The following is a 20693-nucleotide window of genomic DNA, read 5'->3' on the forward strand; positions in this document are numbered from 1 at the left end:
TATGGACGCATTAGACATCAAATTAAATGAATGCTTTCCGGGCAAAGTTGTCAGAAAAGATCTCGTTCATGATATCAAAAAGGCTGCTAATGTGCCTTCGTTTGTGTTGGAGTTTCTTTTGGCAAAGTATTGTGCTACCGATAATGCCGATGAAATTGTAGAAGGTAAAAAAGCTGTCTTGGAAGTAGTGGAGAAAAACTATGTCAGGCCAAACGAAGCCAACAAAGCTCAATCGCTTGTACAGCAAAAAGGAAGACATAAGTTCATCGATCGAATCCACGTAAAGTATTCTGAAAAAGAGAAGCGTCATTGGGCTGAAATGGAGAATTTTGGTTCGAATAGATTAGCTATAAGCGAAAAATTCTACAAGGAGAATGAAAAACTATTGGAAGGCGGCGTATGGGCAGAAGTGGTCGTGGCATATAATCCTATAGAGGAAGATAATTATGCGTTTTACATTGAAGACTTCAAGCCAATTCAATTAGCCCGATTTGATTTCAATAAATTTTTAGAAGGTAGACGACAGTTTTCGACTGATGAATGGATAGATGTAGTCCTACGAAGCGTAGGTATTAACCCTGAAATTATTGATAACCTGCCCAAAGAATACAAGGGAAGAGTTCCAGAGGGGAAAAGACTGAAGTTACATTTTTTAGCTCGTTTGATTCCTTTGGTTCAGGCCAATTACAATTTCATTGAATTAGGTCCTAGAGGAACCGGAAAATCGCACTTCTACACGGAATTCTCGCCTTACTGTACCTTAATCTCTGGTGGTAAAGCAAGTACGGCCACCCTACTCTATAACAACGCGCGCAAAAAAGTAGGCTTAGTCGGATTTTGGGACACGATAGGATTTGACGAGGTTGGGAATCTTGACATAAAGGATACCGACACAGTTCAGATCATGAAGGATTACATGGCAAAGGGCCGTTTTAGCAGAGGGCGGGAAGTAATCGCTAATGCTAGTTTTGCCTTTGTTGGAAATATTGATCAGTCTATTGATCAAGTTGTAAAATCCGACAAGCATTCCTTGTTCTTAACCCTTCCTAAAGCCTTTGATTTTGCCATTCAGGATAGGTTCTTTTTTTACCTCCCGGGATGGGAAATACCAAAAATGGACCCAAGATGGTTTGCCTCCAACTATGGATTGATCACAGACTACTTTGCGGAAGCCTTCCATCACATGTTCAAAAACAATAGTTCCTACAGTAATATTCTATCTGAGAAAATGAAGCTAGGTCCTAATGTAGAAGGAAGGGATGATTTGGCCATCCAAAAAACAACCATGGGGCTACTCAAGCTAATTCATCCGGATGCCAATCCTACTGATCAAGAATTTGATGAAATTTTGGAGTACGCAATCGAAGGAAGAAGACGGGTCAAGGAGCAGATGAACAAAATGAAGGACGATGACGAGTACAGTCGTGTAGATCTATCCTACTTCAATAGTGCAGGAATTGAAAAGGTTATTTATTGTCCGGAAAGTAAATTGGTTTTACAAAATGCTTCCTCTGATAATCAAAAAGAGCCAGAGGTTCAACCGATCGATCTTCCTGTTGCTATCCCTATCAAAGAATTACCTGTTCAGGAAAACCAGGTCTTCATTGAGAAAAAAGCCATTGAAAAAAATCTAAAAATCCGTTACGGTGATGTAGGGTATAGCTATGAAGAAGTCTTCAAAGATTACTTAATAGGTGCTAAATCCGTCACGATACAAGACCCATACATCAGACAAAAACATCAGATTTCTAATTTTTTGAAATTTGCCGAACTCTTGGTGAAAATCGGGGATTGCAGGAAACTTCATTTGGTGACTTCAGCAGATGATTTGGAACAAGAAAAAGAGAACAAATATGCTTTTGAGCAGATTGGCGATAGCCTATATGAGCATGAAATAGATTTCACATTTGAGTTTTCAAACACTGTCCATGATAGGGAAATTACTACCTCAACAGGTTGGAGAATTGTGATGGGTAGAGGCTTGGATTATTTCCAATCACTAGCCGGTAATTTCTACCAGATTGGCACCAATGACCAAAGCTTAAGATCTTGTTTAGAAACAGGGTTTGATTTCATAAAAAACAAATAGTTAGATTATCCTTTGAAGAAGATAAAAACTTTCATAATTCAAACTAAAAATTAGATTCACTAGCAATGAAAAGAATTACACTTGAAGAAATACCAGTAATATCCATAGACAATCAGGAGGATTTCTTGTCTAAAGCACTTGACATTAAAGCAGATGGCAAAGAAGCCAAGATTTTCATTTCTGATAAAGGAGAATGGTCGGATGAGAAAATCGTGATTGTATGGAAAGAAAAAAACAAAAAATATGGCGAATCTTTCACCACTAAGTATTTTACAATGGATGAACCAGGAGTTTTAAAATATGGCCATGAGGGAGATCAAATAATTTTGGAGATATAATTCATAAAATATCGATGATTCACAGATATGTCTTCATTCAAAATCACTGTTTGTATTTCATGAATGATTGAATAAGAATTGTTCAAAGGTTTAAGTCATTCTGGAAATTAGTTACACTTTATAGATGTAAATTTTAGTTTTATTTTTAATTGCTTCTATAAAAGTTGTTGATTTCAAAATACTTCCCTTCAAGATTTTGATTTCTCAAGGAGAAAAGTGCCGACTTGTAATTCATCATTGTCAGTTCTCAAAGTTAAACTCTGCTAAAAGGTCTTAATACCTTTCCTCCTTGTTTCATAACCCTATCATTATCAAAAGGATAATGCTTTTTTAGCTTCCATTTTCCATTATACACAAACTCATATACTAATTGAACATTTTCATTTTTGTCATATTCGCAGGTTAAATGAATCTCCAAAAAGTCTCCATGATTTAATTTCAAGTCAACATCGAAGCAATTGCCATCATTCAACATTTTTTCCAATTTTTCATGGTTATGCCTGTCAATATCCTCCCCAATTATAATCTGTTGAGGAGGCATAAGGGTTCCCACTACCTTTATATCACTTTTTTGGAATTTAGATAATTCCCAATAATGCTTGAGTTCATAAACATTCACAGTACTACAAGTGCAGAGCTTCAATTTGTCAGATATTTTGCACATAATTATTTCTTTAATTCAATTTGAAAGGGATCTTAAAGGTTTGATTCTAAGGGCGCCAAAACCTCATGGAACCAGTCAGCATTATGAAAACCTTGGGAAAATCAAAAATAGGTGGAAAATTATTTCCCCTAATTCATTGGGGTATAGATAAGTGAATACAAACTTTTTGTCGTCCTATCAGGTGCGGATTTACCATGATTTAATTCCTCGACATCAATGCGGATTTTCGCATATTTATCAGCGATATACCAGCTTTTCCCAAAAATCAACCGGATGATTCTTTTCACGTTTTCGATGGTAATCTGGTAGCTGAAATTGATTTCATAGATTGGATTGGCGCCTGATCTTTTGCAGACTGCATCGGCTCTACCTCTCAATAATTCCTCCAAATCGCAAGATCTTTTATTGATCCTATGATTCAGACTTGAAAAGGAAATTGTAACGGTAGACTTAAACTGCCTTTCTTTTTCCATGGGATTCTGTTGAATTCAATGCCGGGACAGGTACATTTTTTTGGTATTACTTGAGCAATAATTGATTCTTTACGAGAACTGGGGTCTAATTGTGCCCTTCAGCTTTTCATCTCTGTTAAAATAGGAAGAAATATTTTTTTTAAATATTCTTCTGGGTTCTTCTCAGATTTTTGTAGTCCTGGCTCCGAAAAGTGATCATTCAGAAGATCTAGCCATTGGAAAAATTTCGTGCTACTAGCCGCATCCTTATTCCAATTTTCAAGGAGATTGGAAGATTCATCACAGGGATGAGAAAGCCACCAAAAAGAAGCACCTGTAGGATTTGGTTTTTGATGGATCAATAATTTTGATTCTCTCACAAAAGACGTAAATGGTGAAAGGTAGCCCAGTCGAGTATATTCTCTTTGCTTCCGTTGAGAAAAAGTCACCGCGCAAAGGAATGTAATCAAAAGAAGCGTGTCCTCCTCATAAAGATCAGATCCATAGACCAAGAGGTGCATTTTGAGATAGATCAAAACCACGACTGCTGATCTAAATGGCCTATACTGATAAGATAATTCGGCCATTGCCCTATTGAAAGAATTGTATGTGTCTCTTGTTTCATTTTCAAACCAAGCTAAAAACGCGAAGGACAGATCTTTTTCCCATTTCAAAATTGGGGCTTGGCCTTTTCCATCAACCTTCGCAAACGAATATGCCATGAATGGACTGAAATCCTCAATTGGCTTTTCATAGATTTTCATCTCAGGATACCAAGGAAAAACAGATGAGATGGATTGCTTTGAAATGGATGGAATCACTCGATAGTGAATTCCTCCAAAGGTTCTTACCGTTGAACTGAACAAAAACCTAGAGGAAGAGAAGCTATCATACTGAATCCATTTCTTGGAGATGATTTCACCAAATACTGTCTTATTTTGAAAGATCTCATGAACGAATAGAAAGATTTCCTTGGGGTCTATTTCGGCAGGTTCACAAGAGTAAAAATTCAGATGAAAATCCACCGGATCATTGACGCTTAAATCAGGTGTTTTAAAGGAGGCTAAGAAGCTAAACTGGCCTGTATGAATCCCTTCTAGCCTGAAAGCAGGATAACGCTCTGTGAGTTGTTTTTTGACTGCATTTAAAATCAAGTCGGAAACCATGGCGGCAAAGGCCAGATAGCCCTCCTCAATAACATAATTTTTTAATGCCTTTCGTAAGAGGTGTTGATCATTCATAGGGGAACCTAGTAAGGTGTTACAAGCTAGACCCAAAAAAGCGAATTCCGGATTGCCAAGGCTTGGACTTTTTTTGATGGTAATTCGACCGAAAAATTTTATTGGATCTAGGTGCTGGATGAACTTCTTAAGGAGTTCAGAAAATAAGATGTCTGGATATCCGGGTGGGGTTCTACTACACCAAGGACCCCAAAGCCTATCAGGAAAAAATCGAAATTTTTCAACCGGGTGGGGTGGGATTTTCGGATTTGGTTTTTGATTTCTGGCTGGTTGTCAAACTCACTTAATTAAAAAATGTATATGCACACCAGGATAATTGAGTGAGTAAGTCTCGACTTATTCCCATCTTACCGGCGGTAAACCGACCCCCAAACCAACCCCCGGAAAAATAAAAAGCCCTATACTGTTTGTATAAGGCCTTTTTTGTAGCGGGAACAGGACTCGAACCTGTGACCTTCGGGTTATGAGCCCGACGAGCTACCAACTGCTCCATCCCGCGATATTGTGATGCAAAGGTAAGGGCAAACTCTCAAAAATCAAGTACCTTTGCAAAAAAATCTTTGAAAATGGCCCAAACTCCTCATAGAGCGGGATTTGTCAATATCGTCGGAAAACCAAACGTGGGTAAATCCACCTTGATGAATATCCTAGTGGGTGAGCGGCTATCCATAGTCTCTTCCAAAGCTCAAACCACCCGGCATCGAATTCTTGGTCTGATTAATACGGATGAGTATCAGATCGTCTTTTCTGACACGCCCGGAATGCTCAAACCAAAATATGAGCTTCACAAAAGCATGATGGGATTTGTCAATCTTTCTCTCGAGGATGCAGATGTGATCGTATTTGTCACTGACCTCTATGAAAATGAAGAGGAAATCGAAGATGTAATCCGAAAAATCAACGAATCAGGCATCCCGATCCTTTTGGTGATCAACAAAATTGACCTTGCCAAAGAAGGCCAATTGGAGGAAGTCACTCAGTATTGGACTTCAAGAATCCAGGCGACCACGGTAATTCCTATATCTGCAAAAGAGCAGTTTAATACTGAAAGGATTTTACAGGAAATTGTGGAAAGGCTACCAGTGCACCCCCCTTTTTACGACAAAGATGAACTAACTGACCGACCAGAACGGTTCTTTGCCTCTGAGATCATTCGGGAGAAGATCTTTACCAATTACAAAAAGGAAATCCCCTATAGCACCGAAGTGGGTATTGAGGATTTCCACGAAGAAGAAAATATCATTAGAATCCGAGCTACCATTTTTGTGGAGCGCGATAGTCAAAAAGGGATTATCATCGGAGATAAAGGCAAAATGCTCAAGAAAGTAGGAACAGAAGCACGAGCTGATCTGGAAAAGTTTTTCGGAAAGAAAATCTTTTTGGAAACATTCGTTAAAGTCGAATTAGACTGGCGAAAGAATAAATTGAAACTAAAAAAATTCGGGTACGACCCCTCTTAACTTATGGCAAATATAGTAGCAATCGTAGGCAGACCCAATGTGGGAAAATCTACTCTTTTTAACCGCTTGGTAGAAGAACGAAAGGCCATTGAGGACAACTTGAGTGGAGTGACCCGAGACCGGCACTACGGCCATGCGCAGTGGTCTGGCAAATTCTTCTCGGTGATCGATACAGGAGGATATGTAACTGGCTCTGAAGATATTTTTGAAGCAGAAATCAGAAAGCAAGTGAAGCTGGCCATTGAAGAGGCAGATGTAATCCTTTTTGTAGTGGACTGTAATGATGGCTTAACAGATTTGGACTCTGAATTTGCAAACGAACTCAGGGGCACCAAAAAACCTCTTTATATAGTCGCAAACAAAGCTGATAACAGAGAAAAAGCTTTTATGGCCAATGAGTTTTATCAGATGGGCCTAAGTGCTTTTGAAATATTCCCAATTGCAGCTGTAAGTGGAAGTGGTACAGGCGAACTTTTGGATGCTGTAATAACACATTTCAAAGATGAAGGAGAAGAAGATCCAGATGCAGGTGTGCCAAAAATCTCTATTTTGGGAAGGCCTAATGTGGGCAAATCTTCTTTTCTTAATGCTCTACTTGGTCAAGAGAGATCTATTGTGACCGATGAAGCAGGTACCACAAGAGATGCAATCCATACGCGATACAAATTTTTTGGCAAAGACTTTATCATTACAGACACAGCCGGAATCCGTAAAAAAGCTAAGGTAAAAGAAGACATCGAGTTTTACTCTGTTATGCGTTCATTGAGGACGTTGGAAGAATCAGATGTCGTGATCGTGATGGTAGATGCCACTCGAGGGCTGGAAGCTCAGGACATTAACCTGATTGGATTGGCAATCAAAAATAACAAAGGAATAATGATCATGGTGAATAAATGGGATCTTATAGAAAAAGATCACAAAACCATGAACAAAATCAAAGATGAAATGCTGGACCGACTTGGTGAACATAAGTGGATTCCAATCATCTTTACCTCAGTGGTAGAAAAGCAAAGAATCTTCCAAGCTATTGAGCTTGCTGTTAAAGTTTATGAAAACAAAACAAGAAGAGTCACTACCTCAAAATTGAATGATATCATGCTGCAGGAAATTGAAAAATATCCTCCTCCAGCTTGGAAAGGCAAATACATCAAGATTAAATACGTAACTCAGCTTCCTACCAAAAATCCTGTTTTTGCCTTTTTCTGTAATCTTCCACAATACATCAAAGATCCTTACACCAGATACTTGGAAAACCGTCTGAGAGAAAACTTTGATTTTGAAGGAGTTCCTGTAAAAATTGTTTATAAAAACAAATAAAAAATATTTGAACGGCTCTTGCACAATTGAAAATATTACTAGTACCTTTGTATTGTAATTAAGAAAACCATAACAAATGAAAAAGGTATTTGCAATTTTCGCAATCGCTGGTTTGATCGCTACTGCATCTTGCGGTGGAAAGTCAACTGAAGAACAAGCTGCTGCTGACTCTATCGCTGCTGCTGCTAAAGCTGATTCTATCGCTGCTGTTGAAGCTGCTGCTGCTGCCGCTGCTCAAGCTGCTGCTGATTCTGCTGCTGCTGCTGCTGACACTACTGCTGCTGTTGCTCAGTAATCAACACACACCACGCGTGAAAAAATTAAGAGTTCCGAAATCGGAGCTCTTTTTTTTTATTTTTAGCCCTTATGAATATCCCGCCTGAACTTTTACAAATTTTCACCAAACACCTTCCTTCAAACTCAATCCAATATTGCATTACTCTATGGAGTGAAACCCCCTTTTTACTACAAATCAAAAACCCAAGAAACAGCAAACTTGGGGATTTTAGGTATAGAAAGGACAGGAAAATGCAAACTATCACACTCAACTCGGACCTGAATCCCTTTCAATTTTTACTCACCTATATTCATGAAATAGCTCATCTGAGAGTTTTTGAAAATTTAGGATCCAATCATGTGCCTCATGGGGCAGATTGGAAATCAATGTTTCAACAACTCATGGTCCCAATACTCTCTGAAAGCGTCTTTCCGCATGATTTATTGATTCCGCTTCGACTCCACATGAAAAACCCCTCATCTAGTTCGGCAAGAGATTTATTTCTAATGAAGGAGATGAGTAAATACGACAAAAAGGAATCAACTGCTCAGGAAGTATTTCTTTCTGATGTCATGCCAGGTAACACGTTCCTTCTAGCAGGCAGGAAATTCAAAAAGGGTGAAACTAGACGAACCAGAATTCTTTGTGAAGAGGTGGACACTGGAAAAAAATTCTTGGTCTCAACTTTGGCCAAAGTTAAACCCTTAGATTAATCTCGCTCCTCACCTATCTGATTTTCCGGCTGAGAGAAATCCTTGGGTTGAGGTAGGTCTTGTAAAGAATTGATCCCAAAGTACTCCATAAACTTTTCGGATGTACCATAGATCAAAGGCTTACCTACTCCCTCCGACTTTCCTTTGATCTCGATCAACTCCTTTTCCAAAAGCTTTTGCACGGAATAATCACTGTTTACACCCCGAATCTGCTCTACTTCTCCTTTGGTGATTGGTTGCTTGTAGGCAATAATTGAAAGGGTTTCCAATTGGGCTGAAGAAAGTCTTTTTTGAGACTGTTGTTTGAGGAGAATACTGATGCTTGTCTGATAGGATGGTTTGGTAAGAAACTGGTATCCTCCACCCAAATGCTCCAATGCAAAGGCAAAATCTTCTTGATTGTACTTTTTTCTCAACTCATAGATGGCACTCTCAACATGATCCATGGGCACTTCAGCCTCAAACATCTCAGAGAGACATTTGACGATCTCAGTGACAGTCAAGGGCTCTGGAGCACAAAAAATGAGTGCTTCAATATGTCGATGAAGAAAATCCAAGATTACTTTTTGGCCAGTTTCGCCTCGATAGAATGCATGGTATGCGGTACAGCTTTAAGTCGGTCTTTAGCGATCAATTTGCCGGTATCCACGCAAATGCCATAAGTGCCATTTTTGATGCGTATTAGAGCATTTTCCAAGTTGATCACAAACTTCTGTTGTCTAGCAGCCAATTGACTCAAGTTTTCACGCTCAAGAGTATCCGCACCATCTTCCAAAAGTTTGGAGGTCGAAGCGGTATAATCAGTCCCACTATCATTTTTCTTACTCAAGGTTTCCTTGAGCGAATGAAGCTCTGTTTTTGCCACTGCTAATTTTTGAAGAATTATCTCTTCAAACTCTCTAAGCTCTTCTTGTGAGTAGGCTGTTTTTTCTTCTTGGCTCATACCTGTCTGGCTTTAATTGATCTTACTGGGACTTTTAAACAATTGGTTCCCTAAAATACATTGGACTTTGATATTTGCAAAAATTAAAAGTTTCAGAGCAAGAATTACACATCTCCATACTTTAATACTTTTAATTCAATCCATCCCAAAAGAAACCTTAAATGAATGGATTGACTCTTCTTCTAGAGCTTTGCAGCCACAACAAGTGTCTTTTTGAAAATCAAAATTTTCCCATTCGTATCAACCAACTCTACCAATAGTACATAATAGCCGGGCCTAACTCTTGCTCCCAAATCATCTGTACCATTCCAAGTTAAAAGGCCCTGGGTACCTAAAGGCTGGTTTTGAGCCAAAGTATGAACAGCCAACCCAGAAGCGGAAAAAACAGAAAAGCTACCCACCCAGCCAGGTTGATCCAATTCATATCGAATTGTAGTAAATGTGGCACCAACACTCCCCTCTGGATCAAAAACTTGCGGTTCGATTTGAATCAAGTTTGATTCAAATTCACCTAAAACAGTTGAATTTCGTTTTCCTGGGGTCGCAAAATCTTCATTGCCGGATGCAGACTGCCAATTAAAATCCAAAGCAGCGGCTGATGTCGATGATATCCGTTCCAAAGAGACTCCTTTTGTGTTCCGGATAAGTGGATGATGCATTTTCGGGTCATAGGTGAATTTTTCGACCGCTTCCCCTACATTGGAAATCAAGACCACAGTGCCTCCGGAAATCGGATAACTTGGTAGACTTGGAATCTGAAAAAAATGACCATTTACAGATTTAGGATAAGCAAGTTTCAGCGAATTTGTATCCGTAGTAATTGCCAAAAATCCTCCTGGTTCCAAATAATCGCCTCTTCCACCGAAAATTCGAACCTGACTGGTTTGTCCAGAATTATTCAGATTACCAAGCGCCCAAGATTCCAGAGACAGGAATTTATCAGTGGTGTTATGAATCTCTACAAATTTGGGATCCCCCACTCGTGCATCAAATAACACTTCGTTGATGATCAAATCTCCAGGTCCAGCTGCTTCTGCTAAAACAAGATTGGCCGATAGAGGGTCTTCTTGAACAACCCCACGGCAATTCACAAGTGATGTAATTTTAACTTCATATTTTCTGCCACGAATAGCTTCTCGATCCAATTTTATCTTTATGGCATTACCATTAAGTGAAATCCATGTTGAGTCTGCCTTGAGTCCATCTGAGAAGGTAATTTGATTAGTTGAAATAGTTGGTAAAAAAAGCTGATTGAATACAACCTCAACCTCTCGAGAATTCACAAAAAACGCAGATTCAATCTCGAATTCTATGAGATCAATTTCTTGCGAAAAAACAGAATTCACTTTCCCTGGTGTTCCTCGAGCAGGATCCATCGATGACTTTAGAAACCCCGAATTATCACAAAGGAACTCCGGATGGACAACCTCAAGACTATAGCCTCCTGAAGCAAATTCACTCCCTCCCCAAGAAAAGGTAGCATAACTCAGCTGGTCAATCAGCACACCTTGGGATGAAGTCAAACTGACCCTATCTCCGGAGTTTAGCAGGGTAGGCCATGAACTGATCGGTATCACATTTCCAAATTCCTTCAACTGATTGGACTGTGATAAGGGCGCGAGTAAAACATATGCTCCTGGCTGAATCCAAAACTCAGGAAGAGACGCCGTACTTCTGGAATTCGAAAAGAGTAATCCTTGAAGCCTAAACTCTTTAGCAGAGGGATTGTACAACTCAACATATTCCACATTAGGCAGGTCTTGATCTGCTCTTGGAGCCGGCATGAGTTCATTGATCACCAAAGATTTGTAGTCAAACGAAGTCGGATCTGTAAACCTGAAATTGACCGAGGTATCCCTCAAAAAATTGCCTTCCAAATCGGGAATTTGCATGACATCCAACCTATAACTTTTACCTTCTTCCAAATTTTCCTCAAAACGAAGAATCCGGGTAGAATCATTGAGTGAATTGATTATTTCGGGGTCTATTCCATCCAACTTGTAAGCAAGCGGAAGGAGCGAGAATACCGGGTCTATTGGCTCATCGAAACCCAACAAAATCTCCTTTGAAGAATACCCCTTTACACTTTTTACTTTTGGTGGGGTAGCATCCTGAACAAAATCCCCCATCTCAAAATCATCCAAAAACCACCTCGCAGCACTTCCACTCCCTGCCCCATAAAGGATCTCCAATTTCAAAAAGACTTCATTGAGCCCCGCATATTCAATTGGAACCTCTAGAACAAACCTTCGGTACTCCTGATTTTCATTCCCAAATTCATTCTCCCCACCCAGTAAGACCCTATCTGAAAATCCTCCATTCAAACGTTCTCCCCACGAAAAATACACCACAGCAGGACGGTTTCCTGTCCCATTCTGTAGGCTTCTTGCCCAAAAAGAAACCTGGGGTCTTTCTAATTCTGATGGGTTCAGCCTAATCCAAATTTCTCCATTGAATGTATTGATCGGCTGAACCGCTAGTGCTCTGGAATTCCCCTTACCAAGGTTTAGAGTCTGAAAGATCCGCGAGGAAGGGCTTCTAACCTCATTTCCATACCAACCCGGAAGAAACTCCCCGGGAAAAGAAGTGATGGAAAATTGGCTTTCAAAATCCTGTTTTTGCCCCAATGCCTTCATAGGAAAGATGGATATAGAGCTAAAGGAAAACCAAAAAACAAAGGATAGAAAAGTACGATTCATCATAAAAATGATAAAAAAGAACGCACTTAAAATACAAAAATTAGTTTTAACCTCGGTGTCAATCAGAAAAAACTCGATGATTTTTTGAGTCATTATCCTGAAAATGAACTCCTAGTCCTTACTTTTGCAGTCCCAAAACCAATTAAAACCTATTCATATTATGAAACTGGCTGTAGTAGGTGCCACCGGTCTGGTAGGCTCCGAAATTCTCGAGGTGCTCGACGAGCACAACTTCCCTTATGACGAACTGCTATTGGTTGCTTCTGAGCGATCCGTGGGTAAACAGATCGAGTATAAGGGTAAAAAACACACCGTAATCGGCCTGGCCGATGCTGTGGCAGCCAAACCTGAAATCGCCATTTTCTCCGCAGGTGGAAGCACCTCACTGGAGTGGGCTCCCAAATTTGCAGAAGTAGGCACTTTTGTGATCGACAACTCTTCTGCATGGAGAATGGATCCTTCCAAAAAATTGGTTGTCCCAGAAATCAACGCGAAAGAAATTACTCCTAACGATAAAATCATCGCCAACCCCAACTGCTCCACTATTCAAATGGTGTTGGCGTTGGAGCCTTTGCGCCAGCGCTATGGCATCAAGCGCATCGTTGTATCTACCTATCAATCTGTGACAGGCACGGGGAAAGCCGCAGTAGATCAGATGATGGCTGAGCGATCAGGCGAAGCCAATCCTCCAATGGTTTATCCTCATAAGATTGACATGAACGTTCTTCCTCACATCGACGTGTTCCAGCCCAACGGCTACACCAAGGAAGAGATGAAAATGATCAACGAGACCAAAAAAATCTTCAGCGACAATACCATCCAAGTGACATCTACTACTGTTCGTATTCCGACCATGGGTGGACACTCTGAAGCGGTCAACGTCGAGTTTAAGCAGGATTTTGATTTGGCGGAAGTGAGAAGCCTGTTGGAAAATGCTCCTGGAGTGATCGTACAGGACGATCCGACCAACTTCGTCTATCCAATGCCTATCACTTCGCATAAAAAGGATGAGGTATTCGTAGGCCGATTGAGACGAGATGAATCTCAACCAAACACACTCAATATGTGGATTGTGGCAGATAACCTTAGAAAAGGTGCTGCTACCAATGCCGTACAGATTGCAGAATACCTTTTGGAAAATAAACTGGTCTGATGAACCTCAGCGAGCTCAATAGCGCTGAATTCAGACAATTTGTGCAGGATCATCTTTCAGAAGATCCTGCACTTTTGCTTTTTAAATATCAAGGGAAAGTCACTTTTGATCTAAAAATGGCAGTTCAGCAGATTTCTGCCCGACAAAAAGTATCCAAAAAACTCCCTTCTTGGTCTGCTAATCCCGATTTACTTTTTCCTGCAAGTATCTCTTTAGAGCAAAGTTCTTCCGAAGAAACAGCTCACTTCAAAGCAAAAGGCTTGAATGGTAAATTGATGATCGATCTTACCGGAGGCTATGGAGTGGATTTTTTCCACTTGAGCCAGGGATTTGAAAAAGGAATTTATTGCGAAAGACAGCCTGAACTCTTCCAGATTTCGAAGCATAATCTTGAGCTATTGAAGCCCTCCAAGGGTTCAGAACCCATGGAGGGTTTAGATAGAAAGTTTGAGTTTTTTGAAGGCGATGGATTGGATTTTTTGAAAAAAACTAACCACCACTTTGATCTGATTTATGCGGATCCTGCCAGAAGGGGTGGCGGCAATCAGAAGCTTTATAAGCTGGAAGAATGCGAACCGGATGTAGTGAGTACTTGGTCTCTTTTGCGAAGCAAATCGGATCACATCCTGATCAAAGCCTCACCCATGCTGGATATCACGCAAGCTTGGACTGAGCTTCCGGAGATACAGAAAATCACCGTGGTTTCCGTAAAAAATGAGGTAAAGGAACTCCTCCTTTCATGGGAAAAAGGAAATACTCAAGAATCCAGAGAGATCTCAGTCGTTGATTTGGGCAGTGAAAATCCAAGATTCTCTTTTGCACCAAAGGAAGAAGAAAAGGCAATTGTACCCCTCGGTGAAGCAGAAACGTACTTGATCGAACCGCTGAACGGAATTCTTAAAGCCGGAGCGTTTAATCTTTTCGCCGCGCGATTTGGATTGAAAAAACTGGAGAAAAACAGCCACCTCTACACCGGGAATACGATTCCGGACGACATCCCGGGCCGAGTCTTTGAAGTGATTCAGGAGGTTTCTCCCAAAAAGCAGGAAATCAAAAATCTCTTCCCTTCGGGAAAAGTCAACGTAATCTGCCGAAACTATAGCATCGGGGCTGAAGACCTTAAAAAGAAACTTGGACTAAAAGACGGTGGAGAAGACTTTCTGATCGGAACGAAAACAAAAAGCGGGTTTAAAGTATTTTGGTGCAGACGAATTCAGTAAAAAAAGGCAGGCTCAGTTGGAAGAAGTTAGAATCAAAATATAAGACTGAGATGTCATGTCCTGAAACTTTTCCAAAGTTCCGAACATTGGAAAAATTCTCAAACCAATCCGAGAAACATCTAAGAAGATAGAAAAGAAAAAAGGTCTGTGAGACACAGACCTTTGCACACTTAAGGATTTTATCGGTTACTCCTTCACTTCTTCGTAGTCGACGTATTCGCCTCCTTGGATATCTTTTTTTCGCTTATCCAATTCTTCCTTGGGAATGTAATCTACCACTACAGCATCTTTAGGCCTTGCAGCATGCTGTTGAGCACGCTGCTGTTCCATGGCCGCTTCATTTACTTGCTTCGCAAATTGAGCAAGCTTTGACCGAAGAAAATACCGAAGGAGTTGGCCTAGCAGCCAGCCAACTCCCAGTAATATGATGAGAAATTTTACCAAGTTTTTTCAGGATTATGAACCGGCTTACCTGCTGAGATAGATATTTCGCTCGTTGTAAATTTTGAGGAAATAGTCATCCATCAGATCGTCGATAAAGTAAATCGCTTCACCGGTGGATTTCATTTCAGGTCCCAATTCTTTGTTGACATTCGGGAATTTGTGGAAAGAGAATACCGGTTCTTTGATGGCATAACCCTTCTTCACCGGTTTGAATTCAAAGTCGGTGACCTTTTTCTCTCCCAACATCACCTTTACGGCATAATTCACATAAGGTTCCTGATAGGCCTTGCAGATAAACGGCACCGTACGGGAAGCTCTAGGATTGGCCTCGATCACATACACCTTGTCATTCTTGATTGCAAACTGGATGTTGATCAAACCGACAGTTTTGAGAGCCAAAGCGATTTTCTCGGTGTAAGTCTCGATCTGACGGATCACCAAATCCCCCAAATTGTAGGGAGGAAGGACGGCATAGGAGTCTCCGGAGTGAATTCCGGCAGGCTCGATGTGCTGCATAATACCAATGATGTAGACATTTTCTCCATCACAGATCGCATCTGCTTCCGCTTCGATGGCGCCTTCCAAGAAGTGATCGAGAAGAATCTCATTATTAGGAATGTCACGTAGCACATTTACCACATGCTCTTCAAGTTCCTTTTCGTTGATCACGATTTTCATCCCCTGACCACCCAATACATAGCTTGGACGAACTAGAAGTGGGAATCCGATCGTTTTGCAAAGCTCAAGGGCCTCATCCGTATTGTGAATCGTACCGAATTCAGGATAAGGTACGTTGTTTTCTTTCAAAAGCGTAGAGAACAAACCTCTGTCTTCGGCCAAATCCAAGGCCTCGAAGCTCGTTCCAATGATCTTGATGCCGTATTTGGAAAGTTTTTCAGCCAATTTCAAAGCAGTCTGACCCCCTAGTTGCACGATCACTCCAACAGGATTTTCCTGCAAAATGATCTCGTAAATATGCTCCCAGAAAACCGGCTCAAAGTAAAGTTTATCCGCTACATCCGGATCAGTAGAAACCGTCTCCGGGTTACAGTTGATCATGATAGTCTCGTAGCCGCACTCTTTAGCCGCCAAAACTCCATGAACACAGGAGTAGTCAAACTCAATTCCTTGCCCCACACGGTTTGGTCCCGAGCCCAATACCACCACTTTCTTTTTCTCTGATCGGATAGACTCGTTTTCCTCTCCAAAAGTGGAGTAGTAATACGGGGTCTGGGCCTCAAACTCCGCAGCACAGGTATCTACCAATTTGTAGACACGTTTGATTCCCATTTCATGGTAGCGCTTGTTAAACACATCGCTTTCCAAGCAATCGAGCAAGTGCGCAATTTGACGGTCGGCGTAGCCTTTTTTCTTCGCCAAATCCATCAGTTCGAATGGGATGGTGTTGATTTTATATTTCTCAATCTCAGCTTCCAAATGAATCAATTCCTCGATTTGCTTGAGGAACCACTTATCGATCTTGGTCAGATCGTGGATTGTGCGGAAGGAAATGCCTAGTTTAAAAGCATCATAAACATGGAACAATCTGTTCCAGCTAGGATTGGCCAGGGAGTAAAGAATCTGCGCCTGATCTTTCAGCTCTTTGCCATCCGCACCCAAGCCATTTCTCTTGATTTCAAGAGACTGACAGGCTTTTTGAAGCGCTTCTTGAAAGTTGCGCCCGATGCCCATCACTTCCCCTACCGCTTTCATGGATAGGCCCAATCGACGATCCGAACCTTTGAATTTATCAAAGTTCCAACGTGGAATTTTTACGATCACATAATCGATGGAAGGCTCAAAATATGCCGAAGTAGTCCCTGTAATGGAGTTGGACAATTCGTCCAGGTTATATCCTACTGCAAGCTTGGCAGCCACTTTGGCAATCGGATAGCCGGTCGCTTTGGAAGCAAGTGCCGAGGATCGGGAAACGCGTGGGTTAATCTCGATACCGATGATCGTGTCATTATCCGGACTTACGGCAAACTGTACGTTACAGCCTCCGGCAAAATTGCCGATGCTATTCATCATCGTGATCGCATAGTTACGCATGCGCTGATATACCGTATCCGGAAGGGTCATGGCAGGTGCTACGGTAATGGAGTCACCGGTATGCACGCCCATCGGATCAAAATTTTCGATGGAACAGATCACGATCATGTTGCCGATGTTATCGCGCATCACCTCTAGCTCGTATTCTTTCCAACCGAGGATGCTTTGCTCAATCAGCACTTCATGAACAGGCGAAGCCTGAAGACCTGCTGCCAAGTATTTTTCAAAGTCCTCTGCCTTTTCCACAAAAGCTCCACCTGCACCACCCAAGGTGTAAGATGCCCTGATAATCAACGGAAATCCTATTTCCTGAGCGATTTCTTTACCCTGTAGCATGGAAGTAGCCGTCGCCCCTTTGCAGACGCCTACTCCAATGTGCTCCATGAGCGCTTTGAATTTTTCTCTGTTTTCAGCGGTATCGATGGCGTCAATATCGACACCAATCATTTTAACGCCATAGTTTTTCCAAATTCCTGCTTTGTCACATTCGATAGCGAGATTGAGGGCAGTCTGTCCACCCATGGTAGGAAGTACGGCATCGATGTCAGGATGCTCAGTCAGGATTTTCCGGATGGATTTCTTTTCCAGTGGAAGCAAATACACGTGATCGGCAGTCACAGGGTCGGTCATGATCGTGGCCGGATTGGAATTGATCAGGGTGACTTTGATCCCTTCTTCACGGAGCGATCTGGAAGCCTGGGAGCCGGAATAGTCAAATTCGCAAGCTTGACCGATGACGATGGGACCTGAACCGATGAGGAGGACGTGCTTGATGCTACTGTCTTTAGGCATTAGAGAGGAGGGTTGAGGAAAATTTCACTTAAGTCCAAATTGGGGCAAAATTAGAAAAATTATCCGAAGGGGGAAGGATAACTTCGGATAAAAGGCACTCATGCTCACAGAAAAATGAAATAATCGGTGAATAGTCCGAATAGGAAAATTAATTTGATCCAATCCTTATTTTAGCCCAATGAACTGGAATGATATGGATTTTTTCCCTGTCATGGGAGAAATGCTTACTTCTGAAAATACGCTTCAACTTGATTTCACTGCCGCTAATCAAGCATTGGATGCTGTAAATCTTAGTGATACAGCCGAGTTTGACCGATTTGTATTCGCTCAGCTGAAAAGCGCGGGAAAAAAGTACGGCATCGGAGGATATCTGGAGAATCGGGCGATTTACCGTCGTAGTGAAGTTTTTGCTACAGAATCTGCTGACTTCCGAAATATCCATTTGGGAATCGACATCTGGACAGAGGCAGGAGCACAGGTTTTCGCGCCCTTAGCAGGAAAGGTTCATAGCTTTCAGGACAACACGGGCTTTGGCAACTATGGCCCGACGATCATTTTGGAGCATGAACTAGAGGGAAAAACCCTCTTTTCCCTTTATGGGCATCTTTTCCGAAAGGACTTGGAAAAGCTACTGGTCGGACAGGAATTTCAGGCAGGCGAGTTACTTTGCCATGTGGGGCCTTTTCCCGAAAACGGAGATTGGCCACCTCACCTTCACTTCCAGCTGATGTGGGATTTGGGTGAAAACTGGGGGGATTATCCCGGCGTAGCGGCAGAAAAGGATTTGGAGTTTTATCAGGAAAATTGCCCGGATCCGAATTTGGTTTTGAGATTTTATCCGAAGAACTCATGAAAAGAGCAAGAAACGATCAGGCAAAAGGTGACCGTAAACAAGACATCCTAAACTGCGCGGAAGAACTCATTCAAGAAAGCGGATTGGAAAGCCTGAGCATAGCCCAAGTAGCTAAAAAGGTTGGCTTGGCTGTCGGCACGATTTATCTGTATTTTCCAAAAAAAGAAGACATCATCGCTCATCTCACGATCAAATCGAGAGAAATCCTTTTGCAAAAATTCATAGAAAGTGGTGAATCGATTTCAGACGCTTTGGAAAAAGTCCGCATGATGCTTTGGGCTTATCTCAACTTCTACAAAGCACATCCTTTTTACCATCAGTTGGTCTCCTTTTACGAAACTAATGCCGGGCTAGAAGAACCAGAGGAACTCCTGATGGCTAGCCGGAAAATCACCAATTATGTCATTGAGGTCATCCAATCGGGAAAAACTCAAGGAAGCATTCACCCGGATATTGATGAATCGGAATTTTCATTCCTGCTTTGGGCCTCGGCAGTGGGAGTCATCCAACTCATCGATGTAAAGTCAGGCATCATCCAACAACAGCTAAACAAAAATACTGACGCCTTTTTTTTATCTTATATGGACATGATAATCAGATCCTTGAAAAAATAAATTGATTTTTTTTTCTTCTCCAAAAACATAAATGAATCACGTTCAGTTATTGAATCGAGACAGTTAATCTGTCCCATTTAATCCAAAACAATAACTATCGAACATCTATGGAACTGAAAGAAGTTACCCTATTTGAGACCGCCGCGAAGTTTGGAATCTTCTCCATTGCAAGGCGTAAACCAACCGTCTTTGATGCATTCCTCAACCTTGCCCATGAGGTCATGCATCCTGAGAGTGCCTTCACACCACTCACTCGAGAACTTTTAGGAGCGTATGTTTCCAAGCAATTTGGCTGTTCATTCTGCCATTTGGGACATTTGGAAACTGCTTTTGTAATTGGAGGTGAAGAAGTCAGAAGTCTGGTGGATCATCCTACCGAGGAGTTGAAACCGATTTTTGCTTTGGCAGACAAAGTAGTCGCAAACGCAGTGACAGAGGAAGATATCCTTTCCTTTTTGAATTTGGGCTACACCGAAAAGCACTACGAAGATGTGGTTTTTGTTTGTGCGCTCTTTGGCTTTGCCAACCGCATGGTTACTGGCTTTCGGATCGAATATGACGACAAGCGGGATGAGGCATCCTCCCGATTTTTGGCTAAAGGCTACCGCATGAAAAATTGATGTTTCACCTAGGGTCTCCTTTCGCTGGATACTTACACCCAAAGGGAGGAGACCAAACTTTCTTTAAAAAATAATGACCATGTTCACCTACAATTACATATCCTTCTTTAGCCAACTGAGCGAAAACAACAACACCGATTGGTTCAACGCCCACAAAAAAGATTTTGAAAAGGACGTCAAAAAGCCTTTCGAAGCCTTTATCTCCAAATTGATTTTTGAGATGAATGCCTTGACGCCCGAGATCACCATTTCTCCTTCAGAAGCGATCTTCCGAATCAACAAGGACATCCGATTCAGTGCGGACAAATCCCCTTACAAGACAGAAATGTCTGCGGTGATTTCCAAAAAAGGGAAGAAAAGCAATCCTTGTCCGGGCCTTTACCTCAGCATTGGGGCAGAGGAAGTGATCGTTGCTGCCGGGTTGAAAATGCTGGAGAAAGAGGAACTGCTCGAAGTCCGGCACCATATTGCCCAGAATTCCGAGCAGTTGGAACAAATCATCCAAGAGCCAAAGTTCAAGGAGGCCTTTGGAGAAATTCAGGGGGACAAAATCAAAAGGATTCCGGAAGAGTTTAAAGAAGCGGCAGCCCATCAACCCTTGTTATACCACACCTCGTTTTTGGCGATGACACAACTTCCGGCTACCGAAATCACCAAGCCAGACTTTGTTGAACAAATCATGGGTTTGTACCAACTTACTCTCCCTTTTGCGAAATTTCTTAGTGAGCCTCTCGAAGGCTAAATCCTAATCA

General features: G+C 41.6%; 20 protein-coding genes and 1 tRNA gene. 12 read left to right on the top strand and 9 right to left on the bottom strand.

Annotated features, from left to right (window positions below; translation table 11 throughout):
- Position 1: 1 nt before the first annotated feature.
- Together brxL and ACFPIK_RS08940 are read left to right on the top strand one after the other, a co-directional pair.
- Positions 2 to 2089, top strand: coding sequence for a BREX system Lon protease-like protein BrxL (gene brxL, locus ACFPIK_RS08935; RefSeq protein WP_377914363.1), 2088 nt, complete (start codon positions 2 to 4; stop codon positions 2087 to 2089).
- 65 nt (positions 2090 to 2154) lie between these two features.
- On the top strand, positions 2155 to 2427 hold the full coding sequence (locus ACFPIK_RS08940) for a hypothetical protein (protein WP_377914365.1): 273 nt from the start codon (positions 2155 to 2157) through the stop codon (positions 2425 to 2427).
- A gap of 253 nt (positions 2428 to 2680) precedes the next feature.
- Here the strand turns inward: ACFPIK_RS08940 and ACFPIK_RS08945 are convergent, their stop codons facing one another.
- The 4 genes from ACFPIK_RS08945 to ACFPIK_RS08960 form a co-directional block, all read right to left on the bottom strand.
- Positions 2681 to 3091, bottom strand: a complete 411-nt coding sequence (locus ACFPIK_RS08945; RefSeq protein WP_377914367.1) for a hypothetical protein — start codon at positions 3089 to 3091, stop codon at positions 2681 to 2683.
- 128 nt (positions 3092 to 3219) lie between these two features.
- Positions 3220 to 3564 carry a hypothetical protein gene (locus tag ACFPIK_RS08950; RefSeq protein WP_377914369.1) on the bottom strand — a complete coding sequence of 115 codons (345 nt, stop codon included), beginning with the start codon at positions 3562 to 3564 and terminating at the stop codon, positions 3220 to 3222.
- Positions 3565 to 3662: 98 nt separating this feature from the next.
- Positions 3663 to 4784, bottom strand: a complete 1122-nt coding sequence (locus ACFPIK_RS08955) for a hypothetical protein (protein WP_377914371.1) — start codon at positions 4782 to 4784, stop codon at positions 3663 to 3665.
- A 426-nt stretch (positions 4785 to 5210) separates the two neighbouring features.
- A tRNA-Met gene (locus ACFPIK_RS08960) sits at positions 5211 to 5283 on the bottom strand.
- 67 nt (positions 5284 to 5350) lie between these two features.
- On the opposite strand from ACFPIK_RS08960, the gene era reads away from it, so the two are divergent.
- From era to ACFPIK_RS08980, 4 genes are all read left to right on the top strand, one after another.
- The gene (era, locus tag ACFPIK_RS08965; protein ID WP_111393782.1) at positions 5351 to 6244 is read left to right on the top strand and encodes a GTPase Era; all 894 of its coding nucleotides are present in this window, start codon (positions 5351 to 5353) and stop codon (positions 6242 to 6244) included.
- Positions 6245 to 6247: 3 nt separating this feature from the next.
- Complete coding sequence (gene der / locus ACFPIK_RS08970; RefSeq protein ID WP_377914373.1) at positions 6248 to 7561, top strand: ribosome biogenesis GTPase Der; 1314 nt, start codon at positions 6248 to 6250, stop codon at positions 7559 to 7561.
- A gap of 76 nt (positions 7562 to 7637) precedes the next feature.
- Entirely contained in the window at positions 7638 to 7856 is a 219-nt protein-coding gene (locus ACFPIK_RS08975) for a hypothetical protein (RefSeq protein WP_377914375.1), read from the top strand.
- A gap of 383 nt (positions 7857 to 8239) precedes the next feature.
- Entirely contained in the window at positions 8240 to 8551 is a 312-nt protein-coding gene (locus ACFPIK_RS08980) for a hypothetical protein (protein WP_377914377.1), read from the top strand.
- On the opposite strand, the gene scpB is transcribed toward ACFPIK_RS08980, so the two are convergent.
- The 3 genes from scpB to ACFPIK_RS08995 form a co-directional block, all read right to left on the bottom strand.
- Positions 8548 to 9108: an SMC-Scp complex subunit ScpB gene (scpB, locus tag ACFPIK_RS08985; protein WP_377914379.1), complete on the bottom strand. Its 561-nt coding sequence runs from the start codon at positions 9106 to 9108 to the stop codon at positions 8548 to 8550. The genes ACFPIK_RS08980 and scpB overlap by 4 nt on opposite strands.
- 2 nt (positions 9109 to 9110) lie before the next feature.
- A complete protein-coding gene (locus ACFPIK_RS08990; protein WP_377914381.1) occupies positions 9111 to 9494 on the bottom strand; it encodes a TraR/DksA family transcriptional regulator in 384 nt (127 codons plus the stop codon).
- Positions 9495 to 9676: 182 nt separating this feature from the next.
- Complete coding sequence (locus ACFPIK_RS08995; RefSeq protein WP_377914383.1) at positions 9677 to 12130, bottom strand: lamin tail domain-containing protein; 2454 nt, start codon at positions 12128 to 12130, stop codon at positions 9677 to 9679.
- A gap of 223 nt (positions 12131 to 12353) precedes the next feature.
- Here ACFPIK_RS08995 and ACFPIK_RS09000 point away from each other — a divergent pair, with 223 nt between their 5' ends.
- Together ACFPIK_RS09000 and ACFPIK_RS09005 are read left to right on the top strand one after the other, a co-directional pair.
- Positions 12354 to 13346: an aspartate-semialdehyde dehydrogenase gene (locus ACFPIK_RS09000; RefSeq protein ID WP_377914385.1), complete on the top strand. Its 993-nt coding sequence runs from the start codon at positions 12354 to 12356 to the stop codon at positions 13344 to 13346.
- Complete coding sequence (locus tag ACFPIK_RS09005) at positions 13346 to 14566, top strand: class I SAM-dependent methyltransferase (RefSeq protein WP_377914387.1); 1221 nt, start codon at positions 13346 to 13348, stop codon at positions 14564 to 14566. Before ACFPIK_RS09000 ends, ACFPIK_RS09005 begins: the two co-directional genes overlap by 1 nt.
- Before the next feature lie 186 nt (positions 14567 to 14752).
- On the opposite strand, the gene ACFPIK_RS09010 is transcribed toward ACFPIK_RS09005, so the two are convergent.
- Both ACFPIK_RS09010 and carB read right to left on the bottom strand, forming a co-directional pair.
- The gene (locus ACFPIK_RS09010; RefSeq protein ID WP_377914389.1) at positions 14753 to 15010 is read right to left on the bottom strand and encodes a DUF4834 family protein; all 258 of its coding nucleotides are present in this window, start codon (positions 15008 to 15010) and stop codon (positions 14753 to 14755) included.
- A 24-nt stretch (positions 15011 to 15034) separates the two neighbouring features.
- The gene (gene carB, locus ACFPIK_RS09015; RefSeq protein WP_377914391.1) at positions 15035 to 17854 is read right to left on the bottom strand and encodes a carbamoyl-phosphate synthase large subunit; all 2820 of its coding nucleotides are present in this window, start codon (positions 17852 to 17854) and stop codon (positions 15035 to 15037) included.
- Between the two features lie 178 nt (positions 17855 to 18032).
- Here carB and ACFPIK_RS09020 point away from each other — a divergent pair, with 178 nt between their 5' ends.
- The 4 genes from ACFPIK_RS09020 (at position 18033) to ACFPIK_RS09035 (ending at position 20683) form a co-directional block, all read left to right on the top strand.
- Positions 18033 to 18707, top strand: a complete 675-nt coding sequence (locus tag ACFPIK_RS09020; RefSeq protein WP_377914393.1) for a peptidoglycan DD-metalloendopeptidase family protein — start codon at positions 18033 to 18035, stop codon at positions 18705 to 18707.
- Positions 18704 to 19321, top strand: coding sequence for a TetR/AcrR family transcriptional regulator (locus tag ACFPIK_RS09025; protein ID WP_377914395.1), 618 nt, complete (start codon positions 18704 to 18706; stop codon positions 19319 to 19321). The genes ACFPIK_RS09020 and ACFPIK_RS09025 overlap by 4 nt, the downstream gene beginning before the upstream one ends.
- 107 nt (positions 19322 to 19428) lie before the next feature.
- Positions 19429 to 19941, top strand: coding sequence for a carboxymuconolactone decarboxylase family protein (locus ACFPIK_RS09030; RefSeq protein WP_377914397.1), 513 nt, complete (start codon positions 19429 to 19431; stop codon positions 19939 to 19941).
- Positions 19942 to 20020: 79 nt separating this feature from the next.
- Positions 20021 to 20683, top strand: coding sequence for a DUF2461 domain-containing protein (locus ACFPIK_RS09035; RefSeq protein ID WP_377914399.1), 663 nt, complete (start codon positions 20021 to 20023; stop codon positions 20681 to 20683).
- The last annotated feature ends 10 nt before the right edge of the window (positions 20684 to 20693 follow it).

Source organism: Algoriphagus aquatilis (assembly GCF_042657405.1).
Taxonomy (GTDB): domain Bacteria; phylum Bacteroidota; class Bacteroidia; order Cytophagales; family Cyclobacteriaceae; genus Algoriphagus; species Algoriphagus aquatilis.